The sequence below is a fragment of the Roseateles chitinivorans genome, assembly GCF_050632145.1.
In the GTDB taxonomy this organism is placed as follows: Bacteria; Pseudomonadota; Gammaproteobacteria; order Burkholderiales; family Burkholderiaceae_C; genus Roseateles; species Roseateles chitinivorans_B.
The window spans coordinates 1,222,628-1,244,957 of the sequence record NZ_CP192577.1 but is presented as its reverse complement, the minus strand read 5'-3'; the positions used below and the strand labels follow the sequence as shown (position 1 = coordinate 1,244,957).

The following is a 22,330-nucleotide window of genomic DNA, read 5'->3' as shown; positions in this document are numbered from 1 at the left end:
CGATGTTCGATTGGATGGTGTGGACAACGCCGGTGGCCGTCTTCTTCAGCTGCGTGGTGCTGATGCTGATCGGCATGACGGTGTGGGAGATCAAGTCGCCGACGACGCTGCGCAAGGGTTGGCTGCCGATGCGCACGACGCGCGGCGACCGGCTGTTCATCGGCCTGCTGACGGCCGCGTACCTCAACCTGGCCTTCGTCGGCCTGGGCGCGAAGATGGCCGAGTGGTTCCAGCTCGAGGCCGAGCCCAGCGTGTGGATCAGCTTCGTCGCGTCGATGCTGGTGCTGGGCCTGATCTTACGCAAGGGTTGAACGAGCAGTGTTCGAGTAGTTGAAGCTTCAAGGAATTCGGCTTTCCCGTTCCCCCGGAGCCGCGATTCGTCCTCATGCAGGGGGAGATTCGACAGACACAGGAGACAAGCGTGAACAAGAGCAAGTATTCCGCGCTGGCCGTGGCCGCATTGCTGGCGTTGGGCGCCACGACGGCATGGGCCGGCGAGGCTGAGGCGAAGAAGTGGATCGACAGCGAATTCCAGCCGTCGACCTTGTCCAAGGACAAGCAGACGGCCGAGATGAAGTGGTTCATCGAGGCGGCCAAGAAGCTCCAGGCCAAGGGCGTGAAGGAGATCTCGGTGGTGTCGGAGACGCTGACCACGCACGAGTACGAGAGCAAGGTGCTGGCCAAGGCCTTCGCCGAGATCACCGGCATCACCGTCAAGCACGACCTGATCCAGGAAGGCGACGTCGTCGAGAAGCTGCAGACCTCGATGCAGTCGGGCAAGAGCATCTATGACGGCTGGATCTCCGACTCCGACCTGATCGGCACGCACTACCGGTACGGGAAGATCATGAATCTTTCCGACTACATGACCGGCGCGGGCAAGGAGTGGACGAATCCGGACCTGGACCTGAAGGACTTCATCGGCACCAGCTTCACGACGGCGCCGGACGGCAAGCTCTACCAGCTGCCCGACCAGCAGTTCGCCAACCTGTACTGGTTCCGCGCCGACCTGTTCGCGCGCAAGGACCTGCAGGACAAGTTCAAGGCCAAGTACGGCTACGACCTGGGCGTGCCGCTGAACTGGAGCGCCTACGAGGACATCGCCGCGTTCTTCTCGAACGACGTGAAGACCCTCGACGGCAAGCCGATCTACGGCCACATGGACTACGGCAAGAAGGACCCGTCGCTGGGCTGGCGCTTCACCGACGCGTGGCTGTCGATGGCCGGCGCGGCCGACAAGGGCATCCCCAACGGCATGCCGGTCGACGAGTGGGGCATCCGCGTCGCCGACGACAAGTGCACGCCGGTGGGCGCCTCGGTGGCGCGCGGCGGCGCGACCAACTCGCCGGCGGCGGTCTACGCGCTGACCAAGTACGTCGACTGGATGAAGAAGTACGCGCCCAAGGAAGCGACCGGGATGACCTTCGGGGAATCGGGTCCGGTGCCGGCGCAGGGTCAGATCGCGCAGCAGATCTTCTGGTACACGGCCTTCACGGCGGACATGGTCAAGCCGGGTCTGCCGGTGGTGAACGCGGACGGCACGCCGAAGTGGCGCATGGCGCCGGGACCGAACGGGCCGTACTGGAAGGACGGCATGCAGAACGGCTACCAGGACGTGGGCAGCTGGACCTTCTTCAGCGGGCATGACGCGAACAGGACCGCGGCGGCCTGGCTGTACGCGCAGTTCGTGACGGCCAAGTCGGTGAGCCTGAAGAAGAGCATCCAGGGCCTGACCTTCATCCGCGACAGCGACATCCGCAGCGACTACTTCACCAAGAACGCCACCAAGTACGGCGGCCTGATCGAGTTCTACCGCTCGCCGGCGCGCGTGGCGTGGACGCCGACGGGCACCAACGTGCCGGACTATCCGAAGCTGGCGCAGCTGTGGTGGAAGAACGTGGCGCAGGCGGTGACCGGCGAGAAGACGCCGCAGGCCGCGATGGACACGCTGGCCGACGAGATGGATGCGGTCATGGCGCGGCTGGAGCGCGCCGGCATGGCCAAGTGCGCGCCCAAGCTCAACAAGAAGGAAGACCCGAAGAAGTGGCTGTCCGACAAGGGCGCGCCGTGGGCCAAGCTGGCCAACGAGAAGCCCAAGGGCGAGACCATCGCCTACGAGAAGCTGCTGAATGCGTGGAAGGACGGCAAGGTGCGTTGAAGCCGCCCTGCCTGCGTCGAACCGGTGGACCCGGTTCGTGAATGAAAAGGCCGCGCCCTCGGGCGCGGCCTTTGTCCGTCATGGGCGCGGCATCGCGCCCGGGCGGGGAAGGTCCTCAGGGGATCTGGCAGCTGCGCGAACCGCCCGGGCACTGGTAGATCCAGCGCACCTGCGTGTTGTCCACCAGTCCCATGCGGAAGTTGCCGATCCAGGGATGGCTGAAGTTGAAGTCCAGCACCTGGCCGACCAGGAAGTTGGAATCCGGGGCGCCGACGCCGAACTTGGTGAAGTTCGGGGCGAAGGTGCCGAGCGTCATGTCGATCGATCCCTGGTTGTCCGTCACCAGTCTCATGATGCTGGGCACGTCGACCGTCACGCCGTTGGCCTGTGTGACCGCCGTGATGGTGTTGGCCACGCGGTCCAGCGCGCTCGAGGGTGCACCGGCATAGCGGTTCACCACATCGTCGAACAGACCCTTGGCGTAGCTGTCGATGGCGCCGTTGGCAATGCTGACGGCCATGCGTTGCGCGAAGCGCTCCGCCATGTCGCCGAAGATCGGCATCCAGCTGATCGCCGTGGAGCAGCTGGCGCTGACGTCGCGGGCATAGGTGGTGGAGCCGCTGCCGGTGACCAGCGCGCCGCCGGCGAAGCGCGCGACGGCCTGGATGTCGTTCAGCTTGATCGTCAGGTAACAGGTGTAGCTGATGCCGGAGTACTTGCCGGAGGCGGTGCCGGTGGCCACGTAGTTGGCACCGGTCATCCAGAAGTTGGTCTCGCCGCCGTTCGGTGTGAGCCGCACACGATAGGGGCCGGTCAGCGCGCCGGAATTCAGGCTGCCACCCTTTTCCGCGAAGGTCTGCGCCATCGCGGCATTGATCGTGGTCTGCAGCCGCTTGCCGGTGTCGACGATGGCATAGGCGGCGGTGTAGAGCTCACCCTCGTAGGCCGAATTGATCTGGTTCGTGCCCCCGTTGAGGGTGATGGTGGTCGTGAAATGACGCTCGACGATGCGAGGAATCCAGTCGGCATGCGCGGCCGATGCGACCAGCAGGGCGCCGGTCAGCAGAAGCATCTTCTTCAAAACTCTCTCCCTATGAGCGACGGCGGTGTTGCCGTCGGCGCGGATGGTCGCGGGAGCGCGGGAGCGCGGCCACTGTAAAGCCTTACACACCCTGAGGGGGGAGGGTGGGCACACCCTCTGGTCGTCCCTCTTAAGTCATGCGTAAGCCCCGCGGCTGCGGACATGCCACCATCGGTCCATGTTCAAGTCGCTGATGGACCTCTTCGACACGTTGGCGCCGGACGACGAGTTCGGGCGCTCGCGCGGGGGGCGCCGTCGCTGCCGCTGGCGGCGGCCGTGCTGCTGGTCGAGGTGATGCGCGCGGATACGGATGGCGCCGGTGCCGAGCGCGCCGCGGTGCGACGGGCGCTCACCGCGCTGTTCGCGCTGCCCGAGGACGAGGCCGATGCGCTGACGGCGCAGGCCGAACGCACCGCCCGCACGGCGTCGGACCTGTTCGCCTTCACCTCGCCGGTCGACGAGCGCTGGGACATGTCCGCCAAGCTGCGTCTGATCGAGCTGATGTGGGGGTGGCCTATGCCGACGGCCGGCTCGGCGACATCGAGCGCCACACGATGTGGCGCATCGCCGATCTGCTGCACATCCCGCAGGGGGCCTACCACCACGCGCGGCTCCGTGCGAAGGCGGCGGCCGGCCTCGGCGAGGACGACTGACCCGGTCGCGCGCTCAGCGCGCGTTCTGGAACACCACCCGCTCCGCCAGTTCGCGCGGCGCTCCCACCGTCCTGCGCTGGATGTGGTCGAGCACCTGGGCGGCGCGCTCGCACGTGATGGGCGCGGGTCCGGCGTCGCCGTCGGTCCACAGCTTGGAGAACGCGCCCGAGGCGGTCGCGCCGACGGTCCGGCTCACGACCTCGAGTTCCAGCGGCGTCGGTTGCGGCGCGCGGGTCCGCGTGGGGAGCACTTCGCCCGCGGCGTCGGTCAGCCAGAGGGCTTCCAGCGCCATGGCGTCCTCCGGCAGCAGCCGGCGTGGCACGGGCGAGCCGGACAACCACGACTGGCAGGTCTCGGCGCCCAGCGCCTGGGCCGCGGTCAGCTGTGCGCGCACCACCTGCAGGTAACGGCGGCGCAGGTCGCGCGAGCCGTTCAGCAGCATCTCGCGCACGTTGGGCGCCAGCGCGCCCTGCGCCGCGATCTGCGCCCCGGCGACGGCGTGCTCCGATCCGGCCAGCGCGACGTGGGCCGCGCGCATGCGGCCGGCGGCGTCGTCGATCAAGCCGGGGAAGCGCTGGTCCAGCCGGAACCAGGCGTCGCTGGCCCGCAACGCGTTGACGTAGTCGCTCAGCGGCGCGTACTGGCCCGGCTTGTCGCCGTCGGGCAGGGCGACGTCCAGCGTCCTCGGCGGCGGCTGGATCAGGGAGTGGCGCACCAGGTCGGCCGGCGGCGGGTACCACATGGTGCGCGACGGCGTGTTGAGCGTCTTCTGGATGAATTCCTCCGGCAGCGCCATGCGGCGATAGGTCCGGGCGAGTTCCTGGTTGGCGATCTCGTCGAAGGCCGGGTTGTAGGTGCCGCTGCTGGCGCGGTGGAAGCCCAGCTGCGCACCGGGCATCAGCTGGCGCTTGTTGCCGGCCAGGAAGATCAGCGTGCAGGCGCTCTCGCAATTGCCGATCGCGCGCGTGCCGACACCGCGCTGGCGGATCAGCGCGACCATGCGCTCCGCCTCGGTGACGCGGCCGCCGGGGGACGCCACTTCCAGCAGGCGCACGCCCGGGGAGGTCTCGAGCAGCGACCTCAGCCGGCCGGCGTCGCCGGCGCCGATCGGACCGTTCAGCTGCATCGTGCGGCCGTCGCCGCTGACGACCAGGCGCACGTTGCCGATCGGGTCGATGCCGCGGGCGAGCTTCCACAGCTCGGGGAGTTCCCCGAACACGCCCAGCGCCAGCGAGAACGCGATCTGCAGGAAGGACCCCAGCAGGGACAGCCGCGCGAGACCGGAGAGGAGGGCGGAGCCACCCGCCTCGACATAGCCGCTCACCGAGCGCCAGGTGCCGACGGCGCTCCAGATCTCGACGAGGATCAGCAGCGGCCAGACGATCAGCAGCGCGATCGCGACGCCCTGCAGGCCGTCGCTCTTGGTGGCGAGCCAGGCCACCAGGCCCTGCACGCCGGCCGCGAGGGGCCAGGTCAGCAGGACGTGGTTGATCCAGAAGCTCTGCGCCAGGCTCTGCTCGCCGCGCCAGTGGCTGGCGATGTAGCCGATGAGCAGGCCCTCGCCGTCGGCGGGGGCGTCGCGGCTGCGCTCGACGGCGGTGCGGGACAGGCGGTCATGCCAGGTGCGCCCCTCGGCGTCGACGCGTGCCCACAGGAAGCCGGCGAACAGCGGGATCGCCGACAGCAGATAGCCGAACCAGCGGATCAGGGCCTGCGCGGGCGACGGGCGTCCGCCGCTGCGGGCGTCGACGACCTTGATCCCGGCGACCAGCTTGCCGGGCGTGGCGCCCTGCCAGCTCCAGAACACGACGCAGACGATCAGCGGCAGCAGCCAGTTGATGGCGATGGTGCCGGGGCGCAGATCGTTCCACTTCGACACCGGGTCGCCGTACACGGCCCACATCAACAAGGTGCTCGCGGCGATCATCAATGCGCCGTCGATGACCATGGCCAGCGCGCGGGGCGCCAGGCCGACGGATTGGTTCGACATCCTCTTCTCTCCCTCTTGGGCGGGAAGTGTAAAGAGGGTGTGAACCGCGCCGCGCGTCAGCGCGACGACAGCGCGTCGGCTGTATTGATTCCGTCACAGGGGAGCGGAAGGGCTTCCCCCTTTGGGAGGAGAACCCGCGGCGCGCGAGCGGCGTGTGCTCAGGCGAGCGGTGGTGCCCGGTCGCGACGCTGCCTCGCCCGCCTCAGTCATCCCACAGGAACCGCCGGTCCGGATAGACCACGCTCTGCGAGGTACGCACCACCACGCCCTGCTTGAAGTGGACGTTGAAGCGCAGCAGGTAGCCGTTCATCTCCGGCTCGATGCTCCAGTCCCAGACGTCCTCGCCGCTGAGCTTGAAGAACATGCGCTTGCGCTCCTGGCCGAGCATCCGCGTCACCTGCTCGTAGGTGAGGCCCGGCACGATGCGGGCGCGGCTGGCGGGGGACAGGCCGTCGACCACGCTCACGAGTCGCGCCTGCGCATCCAGCCGGACCATGTAGCAGGTGCGGCCGAAGGGCTGCGTCGCGTACTCCAGCGTCTGGCCGCCGTCGGCCTCCGGCCAGACGCGCGTCGGCGGGCCGTAGTACTGCTGCACCTCGGCGGCGGTCGTCGTGCCGGCGCGCATGCGTTCGTCCTTCACCGGCGTGGCGCAGCCGGCCAATGCCACGGCAGCCACCACCGTCAGGGTCGTCGCGGCCAGCGGGCCGAGGCTCGTCCATTCGCGCATCGTTCTCTCCAGCAAGGGGGAACGGCCATTGTGCGGCGATCCCCGCGGCGCACAATCCGACCCATGTCGAGACCGCACTTCCGAAAGGCGCTTGCGCCTGTTGCCGCCGTTGCTGCGGCTGCCGCCGTCGGCCTGCTGGCCGTGGCGTCACTGCCCGCGCGGGCGCAGGGGCCGGTGGCACCGCCCGTCATGGCCGCGCCGGCATCGGGCCCGGCGCCGACGGCGAACGGTGCGCCGTGCGTGATGCTCTTCGGCCAGGGCCGCAACTTCGATCCCGACCAGCCCGCGGCCAACCGGCGCTGGGACGAGGCCAACGGCGCCTTCAACCTCGCGGCGCGGAGCCGCTCGTGGCAGCCGGCTTCCCCGTGATCAACGTGGTGCTGCCGGTGGCCGCGACCGATGTGCCGCGCAACCTGCAGGGGCTGCTCGCGGAGGTGCAGCGGCGCGGCTGCACGCGGGTGCTGGAGACGGCGGTGTTCGCCGATGCGGCGCAGGGACTGCTGATCGCGCGGCTGCGCGTCTATCCGGTGTTCGGGATGCTCGGACCGCAGGCGGCCGGCAGCCAGCCGAGGATAGGCGCGGTGGCCTACACGCAGCAGAAGGAATTCGCGCTCGACGCGCGCGTGATGGATCGGGTGGACCCGTCCCGGCTGGGACGGGTCATGGCGGAGGAGGCGCTAGTCGCGCTCCGGCCTCAGTGATTCCGAGCGAAGCCCAACACAGGCGAGAACAGGTCTTCCACGACCCGGCGTTCCTCCAGCACCCGCGCACCCAACTGGCTTTGCGTTTTCGAAATCGCCAATGCAAGCCATGACGTGCTGGGGTTGGCCGGTTCAGGCCTACTCGCAACGACATCGGAAAAAACGGGCCGTATTGAGGCCCAAGCGCTCCGCGCCGGTCTTGGCTGCGCGAGATCGGCATGTAGGAAGACCGGCACGCGCAACGGTCAGCAGGTAGCGGGGCCGTCGTTGAGCACCTGCGGGTCGCTGCTCGGGTAGAGGTTCTCGACGACACCCGGCGTCGAGAACAGCAACACCACGCCTTTGATGATCGAGGCCGTCGTGGGCATCGTGAAGCTGACGTTGTTCTCGTCGTCCGCAGGCGAGAAGTTGCTGGCGTTCATGCCTGGTGCCGAACCAATTGTCTTGAACGTGGCGCCGATCAGGAGCAGCTCCGTGCTTTCCGCTTGGGAGAAAGTGCACTGGCCCGCGTCAATGGGAATGTGGATGTCGGAGCCTGGGATCTCTTCAGTTCCCTCGTAGTCCTTGAAGTATTTGCAGTCGGCAAAGTTGCCATCGGTGCTGACTTTCGCCTCGACGAAAACAGAATAGGACATTGATCTCTCCTTGAGCGGTGGTTTGGAATTTAGGTTGGTGACTCAAGAGATCGATCGCGCGCTAGCCATTCGGCCGCGCGTCTGGTTTCCTCCCTCTGTCCCCGTCCCAGGCAGGATTGGGCCTCAACCCAGGCCTGGGTAATCAGCCGATGAACACCAATTGCGGCAGGTATCTTCACTGTGATGTCATCGATCTCTTTGCATCTGAGCGGAAGATCCACTGAACCGAGCGCATCGGGATGCGCGCGCGCCAGAGCAATCAATTGAAGTCGCGTCTCGACGTAAATTGACACTGATCGAAGGTCCGGCAACGCCACCGACTTCATGGAATTCTCAGAGTCAGCCTCGTCATTCAGTACCTTCATCGCGCCTGCAACGTCTCCCTGCACGGCCAAGGTTTTCGCCAATAGCACGGACCAGCGCCCCCAGGCTTCAAGCAGTCTTGGATTGCTCGCTGGCTTTGCCTTGGAGAACTGCTCGATTTGAGTCCTCACCTGATTGACCCGGCTAAGGCGGTCTGAGGAGGACAAAGCCTGCCACTCGAAGTCCAGCGCCGCCACCTGACTCAGGATGAGATTGAGCCACCATTGAGCGTTTGCCGGATCTTGCGCATGTAACGCGCGAAGCAACTCGACCGACGTTCGGGCCTCTTGAATTGCCTCCGGGCGTTTGGCAAGTCGGAAGAGCGCTTCAGCTCGCCACCTGCGCATGAAAGCCTCTCTGTAGGCCCACGCCCCGTCACCCGGGGCGAATGATCGGACGCCCGCGATGACTGCCGTTGCCTCGGAGAACATGGTCTCCGCGGCCCGCGTCTGTCCCTTCATGAAATAGGTCGTCCCGAGCCAGCTGAGGCTGTCGGCCAGATCGCCCCGGACGCCCATGTCCTTCGGGTCGGCACTCGCTACCGCTTCACGCTTGTAGGTGATCGAGCGCTTGAAATGGTCTAGCGCGCCTTCCAGGTCAGCGGTCTCGAGCCGTGCTGTTCCGAGGCTGTTGTAGGCATACGAGAGTTCGATCAATGCCTCCCGGTTCTTCGGTTCTACGTCGACCCAGGCCTGCTCGGCATCACGATAGGCAAGCCAAGCTTCTGTCGCCTTGTCCAGTTCGCGCGAGTAGTAATGGGCATGCCCGACCCAGAAGGCAGCGGCGCCTTGTGCTTTGCGCCATTCACCGGTCAGTGCGTCCGAGGGCGGGAGGCCTTCCAACAGCTTGCGGGCGGCCGTCAGCGGCTCCAGCGCCTCCTTCAGATTTCTTTTGGACACGCGCACTTCGCCGATCACGGTGAGCGCCTTGGCGCGCTGCAGCCGCTCCATCGGCGTGGCGTCCTGGTCCTGCGCGAGGTAAGTCAGGGCCTTGCTCCCGACGCTGTCCAACAGCTCCAGCCGGCCAACAGGTCGCAGCTTGTCCGCGAACTCTCCGAGCATGTAGCTGAGCAAGTCTTCCGCCTGCTGTCTCCGCTCCTGCGCCTGGTGCTCCGCCCGTTCCGCGCGTCTGGCCTGCAGCACGCTGATGCCCGTCAGCGACATCATCGCGAGCACGGCCAGGCTGCTCGCCGCCACGCTCAACCGGTGCCGTCGCACGAAGCGCCTGAGCACATAGAACCGCGTGTCAGGTCTTGCCGTGATCGGCTCGTGCGCCAGCCAATGCCGAAGGTCGACAGCCATCGACTCGGCATTCGCGTAACGTTCAGCCGGCCGCTTCTTCAACGCCTTGCTGACGATCGTGTCGAGATCGCCCTTGAGCAGCTTGGACTGCCGCGCAATGACCGGGTCGAGCTGATCGCGCGCCACATCGGACAGGCGCTTGGGCACCAGTTCGACGACGGCGCGCAGCCGGTCCAGGTGGGTCTGCGTGTCGTCCGCCGTCGGGTGGCGTCCGCCGAGCAGCTGGTACAGCAGCACGCCCAGCGCGTAGACGTCGGTCGCCGTCGTGACGTCGGCCTGCTGGACCTGCTCCGGCGCCGCGTACTGCGGCGTGAACGCGCTGCCCGCCCGCTGCGTCAGCTCGGTCGCCATGCCCGACTGCGTCGCGTCGTCCAGCAGCTTGGCGATGCCGAAGTCCAGCAGCTTCACCTGTCCGTCGTGCGTGACCAGGATGTTGCTCGGCTTCAGGTCGCGGTGCAGGATCAGCCGCGAATGCGCGTGCGCCACCGCCGCCAGCACGTCGAGGAAGAGCTTGATGCGCGACTCGACGTCCAGCGCGTTGATCTGGCAGTACCGGTCGATCGGCAGGCCGTCGACATACTCCAGCACCAGGTAGGGCTGGTGCCCGTTGTGCACGCCCGCGTCCAGCAACCGCGCGATGTTGGGATGCGAGAGCCGCGCGAGGATCTGGCCCTCGCGCTCGAAGCGCCCGCTGTCGCCCTTGCCGAAGAGCCCGGACTTCAGGAACTTGACCGCGACCTGGCCCTCGAAGCGGCCGTCGGCCCGGCTCGCCAGCCACACCGCGCCCATGCCGCCCTGGCCGAGCTCACGCTCCAGCTCGTACGGGCCGAGCGACTCGCCGCGGAAGTCCAGCGGCGGCACCGCCGAGGGGATAGGCCCTTGCAGCGACTCCGCCGCGGGCTGCTCCAGGAACGCGTCCTCGTTCAGCGCCTCGTCGCGCGCCAGCAGCGCTTCGAGGTGCTCGGCCATCGCGACGTCGCCGGCCCGGATCTCCGCCAGCCGGCGGGCACGGTCCGGCCCCTCCAGGTCCAGGAGTTCGTCGAGCAGCGGACTCAGCGCGATCCAGCGCTGTTTATCGAGTGCGTCCATCGGTGGGCGTCTTGTGCGTCTTGTGCGGTGGGACCGAGCCCGGTGCCGACCCGGGGGTCAGTCCTTGAGGCTCAGCGAGAGGAGGATTCTCGCCTTCTGCCAGTCGCGCTGGACCGTCCGTTCCGTGACACCGAGGGCTTCCGCGATTTCCTGCTCGAGCAGGCCGCCGAAGTAGCGCATCTCCACGACCTGCGCCAGGCGCGGGTCGATCGTCGCCAGCTCGTCCAGCGCCTCGTGCACGCGCAGGATGTGGTCGTCGGATTGCGGCGTGCCCTCGACGACCGCGGTGTTCAGCGTCAGGTCGGGCTGGTTGCCGCCGCGGCGCTCGGCTTGCCGCGCGCGCACCAGGTCGATGACCACGTGACGCATCGTGCGGGCCGCATAGGCCAGGAAGTGGCGCCGGTCCGGGAAGGTCTGCCCCTGCGCGCCGGCGAGCCGCAGCCACGCCTCGTGCACCAGCGCCGTGGTGTCCAGCAGGGTCAGGTCTCCTGCCTGACGGATGCGCTGGCGCGCCAGGCGCTGAAGGTCGCCGTACAGCTGCGCCACCACCTGGTCGGCGGCGGCCCGGTCCCCTTGACCGGCATCGTGCAGCAGTTCGGTGATGTCCTTCATGGAGCGGAACTCTAGCGGCCCCGTATGACCTTGTTACAGGGCTTGGGGCGACGGATGACGCGATCCGAACCCTCCTGGCGTCATTTCAAGGGTTTCCACTTAGAAGATATTTGTTAGCGGATGTCGGGATGGCCGCCAGGGATCCGTTTTAGATAGATGAGGACACGGCTTGGTCAATGTGGCAAGGGAGGCCGGCATGGATCGGGCTGCTTCAGCGGGTCGTGTCCTCACCCCCGCATCATTCGCACCCCGCGGACCGCCGGCAACGGCGCGCGGGCGTGACCCGTCATCCGCCTGGAGCAGTTGCGCATGAGTCTGTCCACCGCCGCCGTAGCGCCCGCCGACGCCATGGAGCAGGTCCGGACCGGCTGCGTCAAGCCGCCGCGGCAGACCCCGGCGCTGTGGGTGCCGCGGGTGGATTCGCTGGCCGAGTTCGGCCTCATGATCTCGCGCCAGTTGACGCAGTGCCGCCGCTACGGCGGGCATCTGTCGGTGCTGTGGCTGGAGGTCGAGCCCGACATGACCAGTCAGGCGTCGGACGCCCCGGGCCCGGCTGCGTCCGCCGGGACCGGATCCCCCGAGCAGGGCGAGGGCGTCGACGCCCGCGCCGCCGCGCTCGAGGCCCGTGACGGCCTGATGGCCGCCGTGGGTCGCCGTCTGCGCAGCCGGGTGCGCGGGACCGACATGGTCCTGCAGGTGGGCGAGACGAGCTTCGCGGTGCTGCTGCTGGAGGCCGGCATCCCGGAGTCGCACCTGGTGCAGCATCGTCTGGCGGTGGCCTTGAAGGCGCCCTACGGCGTGGACGCCGTGACGATGCATGTGCGCCTGCAGATGGGCATGGCGTCCTTCCCGGAAGGCGGCGCCCGCGGCACCGACCTCGCGGAGAGCGCGCGCCAGGACCTGCGTCGCCGGATGTTCTGAGCCCGGACCCGGACCGCGCGCCGTCTCCGGCGCCGTTCCTTCGCGCGGGTCAGAAGTCCTGGCCGTAGACGATGAATCCCTTGTGTTCCGCGACGCGGTCATACAGCGCGCGGCCGGCGGCATTGGTCGTGTGCGTCTGCCAGTAGAGGCGATGCCCGCCGCGCGCCTGGACGGCCGCCGTGACGGCCGCGATCAGTGCGCGTCCGACGCCGCGCCCGCGGACCGCCTCGGCGGTGAACAGGTCCTGCAGGTAGCAGGTGTCCTCGATCCGCGACGTGCTGCGATGGAACAGGTAATGCGTCAGGCCGACCAGGCGGCCGTCGAGGACCGCGACGAAGGCGTGCACGGGCTCGCGCTCGTCGAAGAAGCGCGACCAGGTGGACGCGGTGACCGCCTCGGGCAGGGCGGTCTCGCCGAGGCGTCCGTAGAACGCGTTGTAGCCGTCCCAGAGCGGCCGCCAGCCGGCGAGGTCGGAGGGAGCGATCGGGCGGATCACGAGATCAGGGGACATGCGCGCGAGGGGGCTGAGGGCCGAGGCCCGGGTTGAAAAGGCCCGGATCATCAGCCCTCTCGCCCGCGCGATCAAGGCGCCTCGATCACCCGCACGACCTCGCGCCACGGCACCAGCTTGAAGTTCTGCCGGCCCATCGGCCAGCGCTTGTGGCCGTCCTGCACGACGAGCAGGCCCTCGCCGTACTCGCCGCCGAGCGACGCCGAGGTGATGTCCAGCCCGTCCGTCTCCGACGCCGCGTCGATGCCGCGCGCCGGATTCAGTCCGACCCCGAAGCGCCCCTTGACCGCATGCGGCGCGTCCGCATCGAGCACGACGTAGCTGTCGTTGCCCTGCGAGGACACCACCAGCCAGGCGCCGTCCGGACCGCGGTGCACGGCCATGCCTTCGACGTCCGCGTGCAGCAGCTCGCCCACCGGCAGGATGAGCGTTGCGTCGCCGAGCCGTCCGTCCGCGTCCAGCGCCACACGCCACAGCCCGCGCTTCTCCTCGCCGACGAACAGCTGCCGACCCGGCTCGTCGGCGACGCAACCTTCCGGTTGCGTCGACAGCTTCATCGACGCCACCGTCGACGCCGACCACGCGCCCGCCCGCTGCGTCACGCGCAGTTGCAAAACACGTCCATCCTTGTCATTGACGAAGGCGTCCAGACCCCCTGCCGGATTGCGGGCGCTGCAGATGCCGTAGACCTCGTCCAGTCCGGTCGGGAACTCGGCGAGCGTCGAGATCCGGCCCGCGCCGTCGATCCCGAACAGCAGCACGCTGCGCCGGTCGCGCTGCGTCGCGACGGCCAGGTCCCACGTGCGACCGCCGTAGCGCACGCGCTGGCGCAGGTCGACGTTGTTGACCCGGCCGACCGGCAGGAACTGCGCCTCGCGGCCCTGCAGGTCGTAGACCGCGAGCCCGCGCTTCTTGTCGGTGCCGAGGATGCGGCTTCTCGCCGGCTGCGTCGGATGGACCCAGATCGCCGGGTCATCCGCCGCATCGCCGCCGCCGCGTACCGGCTCGGTCTGGGCCGAGGGCCTGGCGACCGGGATCACCGGACGCGGCTGCGCCGCGCTGGCTTCCATCCAGAGCGCCATGTCCTGCGGCGCCAGGCCGGGCGCGACCAGCTCGCGACCCGCGCGCTCGGGATCCGCGACGAAGGCCCACAGGCCCACGCCGGCTTCGGCGACGTACAGCGTGGCCTCGTCGTCGCGCACCGTGCAGCCCTTGGCGTCGGGCACCGTTGCGAGCTGACGCAACACCTGACCCTGATTCCGACCTTGGCCCCGGCCGTGTGCCGCTGCGGTCAGCAACCACTGCTCGGCCAACCCGTCGCTGCCCAGCAGGAACGCCTGCAGCGTCTGCTGTCGAGGCTCCAGGTACAGGCAGACGGCTTCCACATCGAAGGCCGGACCGGTCCATTGCGCGCGTTCACGCAACTGGCGATCGCGGACCTCGATGAGGCGCAGCGCGCCGGAGTCGGCATCCTGCAGCAGCGCGACCGTCGTTCCGTCGGCCAACTGGCGGCGGTCCCAGCGCTTGGCCCGGACGCCGAACTCGTCCACCACCTGCCCCTTGTCATCGAGCAGACGCAGCCCGCTCTTGCCGAGTTCGAGCACCGCCTTCGGCATCGTCGCGGACACGGCACCCGCGCCCGCGACCACCGGGGTCGCCGCGTGAGCCACCCACCCCATCACCGACATCGCAGTCGCCAAGGCGGCCGAGATTGCGAGTGCGCCGATCGTCTTCGTCTTCTTCACCATCGTCGTCATCGTGTGCCGCCGCTTCAGAACATCGCCAGCTTCAGGCTGAGCTTGTAGGCCCGGCCGTACTGCTCGTACTGCGTGTTGAAGGCCTTGCTGCCCTGGTACACGTAGTAGCGCTCGTTGCCGATGTTCAGCGCCTCGAACTGGAGCTGCAGCTGCTTCGTCAGCTGCACGCGCATCGAGGCGTCGATCTGGTTCTGCGTGTCGACCTTGCGGTCCTGGCGGGCGTCCAGCACGTCGCCGACTTCGAGCAGGTAAGGCGACTTGTGGTTCAGCGCGATCCGCGCGCCGAAGGCCGGCGACTCCCAACCCAGGCTGAGGTTGACGCTGCGATCGGACTGGCTCGGCAGCGCGATGCGGCGGCTGACGAGCTGGCCGCCGTCGTAGCCGACGATGGTCGCGCGCGACTTCACGAAGCTGCCGTTGGCGCCGACCACCAGGCCGTTCCATGGCGCGGGCAGCGTGCTCAACGCCTGGCTCCAGGAGAGCTCCACGCCCCGCACCGTCGCATCGCCGCCGTTGGCGAAGGACTCGACGTGGCTGAAGTCTTCCCAGCCGGGCGTGCCCGCCAGATCGGTCTGGAACGCGAAGTCGCGGATCTTCTTGTGGAAGACGTAGGCCGACATCGCGCCGTCGCGGCCCAGGCGCTGCTCCAGGCCCAGGTCCAGGTTGCGCGCGCGCAGCGGCTTGAGGAGCGGGTTGCCGATGGTCGCCTCGTCGCCGTCGACGGTCACGCCGGGACTGAGCTGGCCGAAAGCCGGCCGCACCACCGAGTGGGTGAGCGCCGCGCGTAGCACCAGGCCCTCGTTCAGCGTCTGGCGCAGCAGCACCGCCGGCAGCCAGTGGCGCGAGCGCGTGTCCTGGTGCACCGCGCTCAGCACGCCGTCCTTCCACGCGGTGCCGTCGGCGGTGAAGCGCACGCGCTCGTGGCGGACGCCGACCAGCCATTGCGTGCCGCCGCTTTCCAGCGTGGCCTGCAGGTAGCCGGCGTCGGTGCGTTCCTTCATGCCGTAGTCGTTGACGGTGGAATCGACCGCGTCGCGGAACGCGTTCAGGTCGATGCCGCCGTACAGGCCGTGCAGCTTGCCGGCATCGATGCCGGGGCCGAACGAGGTCCACGGATAGTCGATCGATCCGCCGCCGACGAAGTTGCCCAGGCCGAGCAGCGCGCCGGTCAGGTTGTAGGGCGCCTTCTTCAGCACCTTGGCGCTCGGAGCGTAGGTTTCCTGCTCGTTGTCCTTGTCGCGGCGCGTGGCCTTCAGACCGGTCTTGAGGTCGAGGTCCCAGCCGCCGAGATCGAACTCCCGCTGCACGTCCGCTTTCAGGTGGCGCACGCGGTCGGTGGCATTGCTCCTTTCGATCTTGGCCTTGTTGAAGGCATACCGCGACGCGTCGCCCAGGCCGGCGACGGCGGTCGGCATCGGCTTGACGGTGTCCGTGTAGCCCAGGCCCGAGAAGTCCGCCGTGAACGACGACGAGGCGAGCGTGTCGGGCTTGCTTTCGCTGGCGCGACCGGCGCCGGCCTCGGCCCAGAACTTCCAGTCGCCACGCGACAGTTCGGTGCCGAGCACCGCCGCGCTGGACTTGTTGATCTCCTTGCGTGCCTTCAGGCCGCGGCTGACGGTGCCGTCGCCGGTCTCACCCGGCGCCTGCGCCTCGTCGAACTCGACGGCAATCGACTGGCGGCTCTCCTGGTCGGTGAACTTGCTGGTGAAGCTGCGCAGGTAGAAGAGCGACGCCTCGTCCGGCTTGAAGTCGAGGTTCAGCGCGGCGCCGACGCGCTCGCGGGTGATGCTGTAGCGGCGCAGTTCGAAGCTGTTCAGCTTGTCGCCGTCCCAGTCGCCGCCGGTCTCGACGTTGTCGCTGGCGAAGCGGCGCTGATCGCCGGACAGCGCCACCGCCACGCCCAGCGTGCCGCCGGCGAAGCGGTCGGCGAAGGCCACCGAGCCGCGCGGCTTGGTCTTGGACGCGTTGGCGTCGTAGTTGCCGCCGAGCTCCATCGTGAAGAGCCGCCCCGGCTGGTCGAAGGCGCTGAGCGTGCGCACGGTCACCGTGCCGCCGAGCGAGTTGGCGTCCTGGTCCGGCGTCAGCGTCTTCTGCACCTCCAGCGAGCGGATCAGGCCGGCCGGCACCAGGTCCAGGCCTGGCGCGCGGCGGTCGGATTCGGAGGCGGGCGTCAGTGCGCCGTTGATGTTGACGGCGTTGTAGTCCGGGCCCAGGCCACGGACACGGATGAAGCGGCCTTCGCCCTGGTCGCGCTCAACCGACACGCCCGGCATGCGGGCCAGCGCCTCGGCGGCGTTGTTGTCGGGCAGCTGGCCGATGCCGTCGGCGTGCACGACGTTGACGACGCCGGTGGCGGCCGCCTGCTTGTCGAGCGCGGAGCGCAGCGCCGCGGCTTGGCCGACGGTGACGACGGTCTCGAGCTGCTTCGCCTCGGACGTCTTGTCCTTGGCGTCGTTCTTGGCGTCGGACTTCGCGCCGGACGTCGACGCGGGCTTCGCTTCGGCCTTGACGCCGGCGTTCGCTTCAGGTCGGGCGTCGGCCTTCGGATCGGCGCTCTGCTGCGCCATCGCCGGAACGGCGGCGAACAGGCTGGACAGGCAGAGGGCGAGCAGGGTGGGGCGGGGCGGCGTGCGCATGGGAGTGGGTCGCTGAGTCACGGATGCGGCGCACGTTAGGAAGCGCGGATGGCGGGTCCGTGACAGCGTGGCATTCTCGGCAAGGTCCGGCGCGGTCGGCTCCGCCGGGTCCGGCCGGTGAGCCGATCCGACCCCCGCCGGGCCGTGTGACGGCGACTGTCACACGCGCCGCCTAGCATCGCGCGCCATGAAGATCGTGCTGCCTCGTCCGCCGCTGGTGCTCGCGCCGGTCGCGGGCTCGCGTCATTTCGGCCATGCGCTGCTGCTGGCGATGGCCGCCGTCACCTGGTCCTTCGGCTACTGGGCCATCGCCAAGCCGCTGGGCCTCTGGCGCTGGATCGACATCGTCAGCGAGACCTCGATCGTCGCGATGCTGGCGCTGTGGCTGGTGCAGCTGCGCGCGAGCCGGCCCGCCGGCCGCGTCACCACCTGGCTGTGCCTGGGCCTGTCGGGGATGCTGCTGGGCGGCTGGGCGGACCTGATGGACGAGTTCTGGAAGTTTCCGCGTGCGTTCACGCTGCTGATGGGCATGGAGTCGAGCTTCCACGTCATCGGGATGGTGGGACTGACCTTCGGCCTGCACCTGTGGCGGCAGGAGCAGCTCGCGCTGAACGCGCTGCGCGCCGGCCGCGAGCGGGGCTACCGCGAGCATGCGCAGATCGACGGACTGACCCAGCTCGGCGACGGCGCCTACCTGCTGGACCAGATCCGGCGCCAGCAGGCGCTCGACCGCGACGCGGACTCGCCGGGAACGTCGCTGGTGATGCTCGGCTGGCAGGACCTGCCCGCGCTGGCGCGCCAGCACGGCCTGGCCGAAGCCGACCGCCTGCTGCAGGCCACCGGGCCGCTGCTGCTGCTGCAGATGCGCGCGGGCGACCTGCTCTGCCGCTACGCCGCCGACCGCTTCGTCGCGCTGCTGCCGAACGCGGATTCCGCGCTGCCGGGCGACCTGCTCGCGGCGCTGTCCGCGCATGTGCATCCGTGTGCCGACGGTCGGACCCGCGCGCGCCTGAGCGCACGCATGGCCAGTGCCGCGCTGGATCCGCAGGAGGACGCCGAGGCGCAGCTGCTGCGGTTGCTGGGGCGGCTGCGGTGAGCCTCGACGCGGCGGCCGCGCGGCTGTCGACCGAGGCGGCCGGGGACGCCCTGGCCGCGTTGCGTCAGGCCCTGCCGACGCGGGCCGCGGCGCATCACGGCGCGGACCACGCGTTCATCCCCTGGGCCTACCAGGGCGCGTTGCTGGGCGAGTTCGCGCGCAGCCGCGCGATCGCACCGGCCGAGTGGCTGGGCCGTTGCGGCGTGGCGCCGGGCCAGACGCTGTCGCCCCGGCAGCTGCTGTCGATGCTGGCGGCCCTGCAGCCGCTGGCGCGCGACGTCGGCTTCGTGATCGGGCAGTTGAGCCTGCCCGGCCACTACGGCCTGGCGAGCCAGGCGCTGCAGCAGGCCGGCGACCTGCGCCAGGCGCTGCGCGTGCTCTGCGACTGGCCGGCGCGCCTGTCGCCGCTGCTGACGCCGCGGCTGGTCGAGACGGCCGATGAACTGCTGCTCGTCTGGACCGAGTCCTGCGGCGCGCCGGCCAGCCTGCAGCCGCTGCTGGTGGACATGCAGATGAGCGCCGTCGTGGCGATGGCGCAATGGCTGGGCGGCACGCCGCTGCCGTGGTCCTTCTCCTTCAACCGGACCTGGCCGCGCGAGCTCTCGCAGCACGCGGCCTACCTCGGCGCCGACCTGCGCTTCGGCTGCCAGGTCGACGCGATGCGGCTGCCGCTGACCGCGGCGACGCTGCCCTGGCGTGCGGCGGTGCCTGGACGTCCGGCGCTCGCGGCCGGCGCGCTGGCCCAGGGCGCGGACCCCGAGGCCGCGTCGCGCGGCCAGCTCGCCGCGCTCTACGACCACCTGCTGGCCGAGGTCGGCGGCGACCCCTCGCTGGAACGCAGCGCGCGACGCTTCGGCGTCAGCCCGGCGACGTTGAAGCGCCAGCTGGCCCAGCTCGGCACGCACCACCAGGCGCAGCTGGACCAGGTCCGCGCGCACGCCGCGCTCTACCTGATGCTGCTGCGCGGCCAGCGCGGCGAGGCGGTCGCGCGCTCGCTGGGCTTCACCGACAAGAGCAACTTCCGGCGCTCGTTCAAGCGCTGGACGGGGATGACGCCGGGACTGCTCTGAGCCGGTCCTTCCCCAGCCGCGAAGGCTGACGCCGGCGCGCGGCAAGAGGGCCCGCATAGACTGCGCCCCATGCCCACGGCGTTCGAACATCCCGAGGATCAGGCCCAGTACCGCCGCCCCGCGCACCGCGCGGGCGTGGAGCTGTACCACGCCCACATCCTGCGCCACAGCTTCGAGCCGCACACGCACGAGGCCTACGGCCTGGGCGCGATCACCGAGGGCGTCGGGCGCTTCCGCTGGCGCGGCGGCGAGCATCTCGCGCCGCGCGCCACGCTGATGCTGATGAACCCCGAGGACATCCATACCGGCGAGGCCGCCACCGCCGATGCGTGGGGCTACCGGATGGTCTACCTCGACGAGGCGCTGCTGTCCGAGCTCTACGGCGGGCCGGCCTGGCGTTTCGACGCGGCCGTCGCGCACGACGCGGCGGCCGCCACGCGCGCCGCCGGGCTGATCGCCGCGCTGTGGCGCGCACGGGAGCCGCTGGCCTTCGACAGCGCCCTGCTCGAGCTGGTGCAGGGGCTGAGCCGCCATGCGCATCGCGCGCCGGTCCGGGCCGACGGCGCCGCGCCGCGCTTCGCGCCGGTGATCGAGCACATGCGCGCCCACCTCGACGAATCGCTGGACACCGCCCGCCTGGCCGCCGTCGCCGGCCTGAGCCCCTTCCATTTCCTGCGCAGCTTCAAGGCGCAGCACCATGCGACGCCCCAGCAGGCGCTGATGGCGCTGCGGCTCAACGAGGCCAAGCGGCAGCTCGCCGCCGGCCATGCGCCTGCGCAGGTCGCCGCCGCCGTCGGGTTGACCGACCAGGCGCACCTGACCCGCGGTTTCGCGCGACGCTATGGCGTGACGCCCGCGCGCTACCAGCAGCAACTCGGTACAAGACGCCGACCCTGACGCGGGGCGACACTGCGTCGCATGCTGTCTGGATTCCTGTTCGCGCTCGCCGCCGGCCTGATGTGGGGCCTGGTGTTCGTCACGCCGCTGCTCTTGCCCGAGTACCCCGCCGCCATGCTGATGGCCGGGCGCTACCTCGCGTTCGGCCTGCTGGCCGTGCCGCTGGCGGCGATCGACTGGCGGGAGCTGAAGCGCCTCACCCGGGCGGACTGGGTCGACGCGGTGAAGCTCAGCGCCATCGGCAACTTCCTGTACTACCTGACGCTGGCCGCCGCCATCCAGCGCGCCGGCGGCCCCCTGCCGACGATGATCATCGGCACGCTGCCCGTCGTCATCGCGGTCTGCTCCAACCGGCGCAATGCCGTGCGCGACGGCCACTACCGCTGGCGCGACCTGGCACCCGCGCTGCTGCTGATCGCGCTGGGCATCGGCTGCGTCAACCAGGTCGAGCAGGCCGCCGTCGCGCCGCAGGCGCTCGGACGTTATCTGCAGGGGCGGGACTGGCGCTGATCGCGCTGGCCTGCTGGACCTGGTATCCCATCCGCAACGCCGACTGGCTGCGCGCGCACGCCGACCGCAACCCCCGCGCCTGGGCCACCGCGCAGGGGCTGGTGACGCTGCCGATGGCGGTGCTGGCCTTCCTCGTCCTCGCGATCGCCGACGGCACCGGGCTGCCGCTGCTGCCGGCCGGTTTCGATTTCCCGGCCGGACCGCGGCTGTGGCCCTTCGTCGGCCTGATGACGGCCGTCGGGCTGTTCGCGTCCTGGCTCGGCACGCTGTGCTGGAACGAGGCCAGCCAGCGCCTGCCCACCGCGCTGGTCGGACAGCTGATCGTCTTCGAGACGCTGGCCGCGCTGGTCTATGCGCAGTTGCACCGCGGCGAGTCGCCGCCGCTGATGGGCGTGGCCGGCGTGCTGCTCCTGGTCGGCGGCGTGTGCTGGGCGCTGCGCCTCAAGACGGTGCTGCCAGGGCGGGAACGGCATCTGCCCGCCTCGTCGCCATGAATTTTCTGCCTCACGATCCCGCCCGCCGTGCGCTCCTGAAGCGTGCCTCCGTCCTGACCGCCGCAAACACCGTCGGTGCCGCCTTCGGCGCCGCTGCCGCGTTCCCCGCGCGTGCGCAGGGCGCGCCGGCTTCGGCGCCCGGTGCTTCCGCCGCCGATGCCGTGCCCGCGCCGATGCCCGGCGTCCAGCAGGGCGCGTGGCGCGACCAGTCCCGCCTGCGCGACATCCCCTGGCGCCTGCGCCTGCCCGAGGGCGATCGGCCGGTCGCACTCGTCGTGTTCTCACACGGTCTGGGCGGCAGCCTGGACGGCGGCACTGAATGGGCGCAGGCCTGGGCGGATGCGGGCATCGCGACGCTGCATCTGCAGCATGCCGGCAGCGACCGCGCGATCTGGCGCAGCGGCCTGCAGGGCGTGAAGGCCGCCGCGAGTGCCGAGCAGTTGATCGAGCGGGGGCACGACGTGCAATTCGCCGTCGAGCAGCTGCTGAAGCTGCAGAAGGAGGGCAATGGCGCGTGGGCCCGCGTGCGGCCGGAGGCGCTGGGCATGTCCGGTCATTCCTTCGGCGCGCAGACGACGCTGGCGGTCGCCGGACGCGACTTCCGGGAGCGCAGCGCGCCCGACCTGACGGAATCGCACTTCAAGGCCTTCGCCGCGTTCAGTCCGTCGGCCGGACACTTCCCGGGCGGCATCAAGGGCATCACGCGGCCGATGCTGTGCCTGACCGGCAGCCTCGACGGCAACCCGATCGGCCAGGAGCGCGACGGCCGCTACCGCCGCGCCGTCTACGACACCCTGCCGGCCGGCGCCAAGGCGCAGCTGTGGCTGGAGGGCGCCGACCACATGAGCTTCGGCGGCGGCGGGGAGCGCGGCGCAGGCTTCGGGCAGCGGCTGCTCGGTCGTGCGCGCGAGCCCGTGCCGGAGAAGCTCGCCGCGCATCACGCGGCGCTCATCAAGTCCATCAGCACGGACTGGTGGCGCTGGCGGCTGCTCGAGGACGAGGCCGCGCTGACGCGCCTCAAGGCCCCCAAGGGGTTGGACCCCAAGGACGAATGGCTCCAAGGCTGACCAACTCGCGGCCTGAAGCACGCCCACTCGTCGTTGCGGATGCGCGCCGTAGCGCCGCTAC

The 22,330-nt window shown here is 69.7% G+C and carries 18 protein-coding genes and 2 pseudogenes; 11 read left to right on the top strand and 9 right to left on the bottom strand.

Going from position 1 to position 22,330, the window contains the following annotated elements:
- Positions 1–2 precede the first annotated feature (2 nt).
- The gene (locus tag ACQ86G_RS05735; protein WP_431259698.1) at positions 3–311 is read left to right on the top strand and encodes a DUF2160 domain-containing protein; all 309 of its coding nucleotides are present in this window, start codon (positions 3–5) and stop codon (positions 309–311) included.
- 134 nt (positions 312–445) lie between these two features.
- Positions 446–2,158, top strand: coding sequence for an ABC transporter substrate-binding protein (locus ACQ86G_RS05730; RefSeq protein WP_431261341.1), 1,713 nt, complete (start codon positions 446–448; stop codon positions 2,156–2,158).
- Between the two features lie 115 nt (positions 2,159–2,273).
- On the opposite strand, the gene ACQ86G_RS05725 is transcribed toward ACQ86G_RS05730, so the two are convergent.
- Positions 2,274–3,239, bottom strand: coding sequence for a hypothetical protein (locus tag ACQ86G_RS05725; RefSeq protein ID WP_431259697.1), 966 nt, complete (start codon positions 3,237–3,239; stop codon positions 2,274–2,276).
- A gap of 162 nt (positions 3,240–3,401) precedes the next feature.
- Here ACQ86G_RS05725 and ACQ86G_RS05720 point away from each other — a divergent pair.
- Positions 3,402–3,892: pseudogene (locus ACQ86G_RS05720) on the top strand (TerB family tellurite resistance protein).
- Between the two features lie 13 nt (positions 3,893–3,905).
- On the opposite strand, the gene ACQ86G_RS05715 reads toward ACQ86G_RS05720, so the two are convergent.
- Together ACQ86G_RS05715 and ACQ86G_RS05710 are read right to left on the bottom strand one after the other, a co-directional pair.
- A complete protein-coding gene (locus ACQ86G_RS05715; RefSeq protein ID WP_431259696.1) occupies positions 3,906–5,882 on the bottom strand; it encodes an RDD family protein in 1,977 nt (658 codons plus the stop codon).
- A gap of 202 nt (positions 5,883–6,084) precedes the next feature.
- On the bottom strand, positions 6,085–6,609 hold the full coding sequence (locus ACQ86G_RS05710) for a hypothetical protein (protein WP_431259695.1): 525 nt from the start codon (positions 6,607–6,609) through the stop codon (positions 6,085–6,087).
- A gap of 63 nt (positions 6,610–6,672) precedes the next feature.
- Between ACQ86G_RS05710 and ACQ86G_RS05705 the strand changes: the two genes are divergently transcribed.
- Both ACQ86G_RS05705 and ACQ86G_RS05700 read left to right on the top strand, forming a co-directional pair.
- Positions 6,673–6,978, top strand: a complete 306-nt coding sequence (locus ACQ86G_RS05705; protein WP_431259694.1) for a hypothetical protein — start codon at positions 6,673–6,675, stop codon at positions 6,976–6,978.
- Positions 6,957–7,310, top strand: coding sequence for a hypothetical protein (locus tag ACQ86G_RS05700; protein ID WP_431259693.1), 354 nt, complete (start codon positions 6,957–6,959; stop codon positions 7,308–7,310). The genes ACQ86G_RS05705 and ACQ86G_RS05700 overlap by 22 nt, the downstream gene beginning before the upstream one ends.
- Before the next feature lie 245 nt (positions 7,311–7,555).
- Here the strand turns inward: ACQ86G_RS05700 and ACQ86G_RS05695 are convergent, their stop codons facing one another.
- Genes ACQ86G_RS05695 through ACQ86G_RS05685 form a run of 3 tightly spaced genes read right to left on the bottom strand, consistent with a single transcriptional unit; the run spans position 7,556 to position 11,310 of the window.
- Positions 7,556–7,945, bottom strand: coding sequence for a hypothetical protein (locus ACQ86G_RS05695; RefSeq protein WP_431259692.1), 390 nt, complete (start codon positions 7,943–7,945; stop codon positions 7,556–7,558).
- Between the two features lie 29 nt (positions 7,946–7,974).
- Positions 7,975–10,698, bottom strand: coding sequence for a protein kinase domain-containing protein (locus ACQ86G_RS05690; RefSeq protein ID WP_431259691.1), 2,724 nt, complete (start codon positions 10,696–10,698; stop codon positions 7,975–7,977).
- A 57-nt stretch (positions 10,699–10,755) separates the two neighbouring features.
- Positions 10,756–11,310 (bottom strand): ECF-type sigma factor, encoded by a 555-nt coding sequence (locus ACQ86G_RS05685; RefSeq protein ID WP_431259690.1) that lies wholly within the window; start codon positions 11,308–11,310, stop codon positions 10,756–10,758.
- A gap of 309 nt (positions 11,311–11,619) precedes the next feature.
- Between ACQ86G_RS05685 and ACQ86G_RS05680 the strand changes: the two genes are divergently transcribed.
- Positions 11,620–12,231 carry a diguanylate cyclase domain-containing protein gene (locus ACQ86G_RS05680; RefSeq protein ID WP_431259689.1) on the top strand — a complete coding sequence of 204 codons (612 nt, stop codon included), beginning with the start codon at positions 11,620–11,622 and terminating at the stop codon, positions 12,229–12,231.
- A gap of 49 nt (positions 12,232–12,280) precedes the next feature.
- On the opposite strand, the gene ACQ86G_RS05675 is transcribed toward ACQ86G_RS05680, so the two are convergent.
- From ACQ86G_RS05675 to ACQ86G_RS05665, 3 genes are all read right to left on the bottom strand, one after another.
- Positions 12,281–12,742, bottom strand: a complete 462-nt coding sequence (locus ACQ86G_RS05675) for a GNAT family N-acetyltransferase (protein WP_431259688.1) — start codon at positions 12,740–12,742, stop codon at positions 12,281–12,283.
- 71 nt (positions 12,743–12,813) lie between these two features.
- Positions 12,814–14,490, bottom strand: coding sequence for a phytase (locus tag ACQ86G_RS05670; protein ID WP_431259687.1), 1,677 nt, complete (start codon positions 14,488–14,490; stop codon positions 12,814–12,816).
- 23 nt (positions 14,491–14,513) lie between these two features.
- Positions 14,514–17,135, bottom strand: coding sequence for a TonB-dependent receptor (locus ACQ86G_RS05665; RefSeq protein ID WP_431259686.1), 2,622 nt, complete (start codon positions 17,133–17,135; stop codon positions 14,514–14,516).
- Between the two features lie 187 nt (positions 17,136–17,322).
- Here ACQ86G_RS05665 and ACQ86G_RS05660 point away from each other — a divergent pair, with 187 nt between their 5' ends.
- From ACQ86G_RS05660 to ACQ86G_RS05640, 5 genes and pseudogenes are all read left to right on the top strand, one after another.
- Complete coding sequence (locus ACQ86G_RS05660) at positions 17,323–18,231, top strand: GGDEF domain-containing protein (RefSeq protein WP_431259685.1); 909 nt, start codon at positions 17,323–17,325, stop codon at positions 18,229–18,231.
- Positions 18,228–19,301, top strand: coding sequence for an AraC family transcriptional regulator ligand-binding domain-containing protein (locus ACQ86G_RS05655; protein WP_431259684.1), 1,074 nt, complete (start codon positions 18,228–18,230; stop codon positions 19,299–19,301). The genes ACQ86G_RS05660 and ACQ86G_RS05655 overlap by 4 nt, the downstream gene beginning before the upstream one ends.
- A 69-nt stretch (positions 19,302–19,370) precedes the next feature.
- A complete protein-coding gene (locus ACQ86G_RS05650; RefSeq protein ID WP_431259683.1) occupies positions 19,371–20,198 on the top strand; it encodes an AraC family ligand binding domain-containing protein in 828 nt (275 codons plus the stop codon).
- Positions 20,199–20,219: 21 nt separating this feature from the next.
- Positions 20,220–21,202: pseudogene (locus ACQ86G_RS05645) on the top strand (DMT family transporter).
- Positions 21,199–22,269 carry an alpha/beta hydrolase family protein gene (locus tag ACQ86G_RS05640; protein WP_431259682.1) on the top strand — a complete coding sequence of 357 codons (1,071 nt, stop codon included), beginning with the start codon at positions 21,199–21,201 and terminating at the stop codon, positions 22,267–22,269. The pseudogene ACQ86G_RS05645 and the gene ACQ86G_RS05640 overlap by 4 nt, the downstream one beginning before the upstream one ends.
- Positions 22,270–22,330: the final 61 nt, after the last annotated feature.

Coding starts and splice junctions, on each gene's coding strand:
- ACQ86G_RS05665 (WP_431259686.1), bottom strand. CDS start 17,135: ATGCGCACGCCGCCCCGCCCCACCCTGCTCGCCCTCTGCCTGTCCAGC.
- ACQ86G_RS05735 (WP_431259698.1), top strand. CDS start 3: ATGTTCGATTGGATGGTGTGGACAACGCCGGTGGCCGTCTTCTTCAGC.
- ACQ86G_RS05675 (WP_431259688.1), bottom strand. CDS start 12,742: ATGTCCCCTGATCTCGTGATCCGCCCGATCGCTCCCTCCGACCTCGCC.
- ACQ86G_RS05710 (WP_431259695.1), bottom strand. CDS start 6,609: ATGCGCGAATGGACGAGCCTCGGCCCGCTGGCCGCGACGACCCTGACG.
- ACQ86G_RS05715 (WP_431259696.1), bottom strand. CDS start 5,882: ATGTCGAACCAATCCGTCGGCCTGGCGCCCCGCGCGCTGGCCATGGTC.
- ACQ86G_RS05660 (WP_431259685.1), top strand. CDS start 17,323: ATGAAGATCGTGCTGCCTCGTCCGCCGCTGGTGCTCGCGCCGGTCGCG.
- ACQ86G_RS05680 (WP_431259689.1), top strand. CDS start 11,620: ATGAGTCTGTCCACCGCCGCCGTAGCGCCCGCCGACGCCATGGAGCAG.
- ACQ86G_RS05690 (WP_431259691.1), bottom strand. CDS start 10,698: ATGGACGCACTCGATAAACAGCGCTGGATCGCGCTGAGTCCGCTGCTC.
- ACQ86G_RS05685 (WP_431259690.1), bottom strand. CDS start 11,310: ATGAAGGACATCACCGAACTGCTGCACGATGCCGGTCAAGGGGACCGG.
- ACQ86G_RS05695 (WP_431259692.1), bottom strand. CDS start 7,945: ATGTCCTATTCTGTTTTCGTCGAGGCGAAAGTCAGCACCGATGGCAAC.
- ACQ86G_RS05670 (WP_431259687.1), bottom strand. CDS start 14,490: ATGGTGAAGAAGACGAAGACGATCGGCGCACTCGCAATCTCGGCCGCC.
- ACQ86G_RS05650 (WP_431259683.1), top strand. CDS start 19,371: ATGCCCACGGCGTTCGAACATCCCGAGGATCAGGCCCAGTACCGCCGC.
- ACQ86G_RS05705 (WP_431259694.1), top strand. CDS start 6,673: ATGTCGAGACCGCACTTCCGAAAGGCGCTTGCGCCTGTTGCCGCCGTT.
- ACQ86G_RS05640 (WP_431259682.1), top strand. CDS start 21,199: ATGAATTTTCTGCCTCACGATCCCGCCCGCCGTGCGCTCCTGAAGCGT.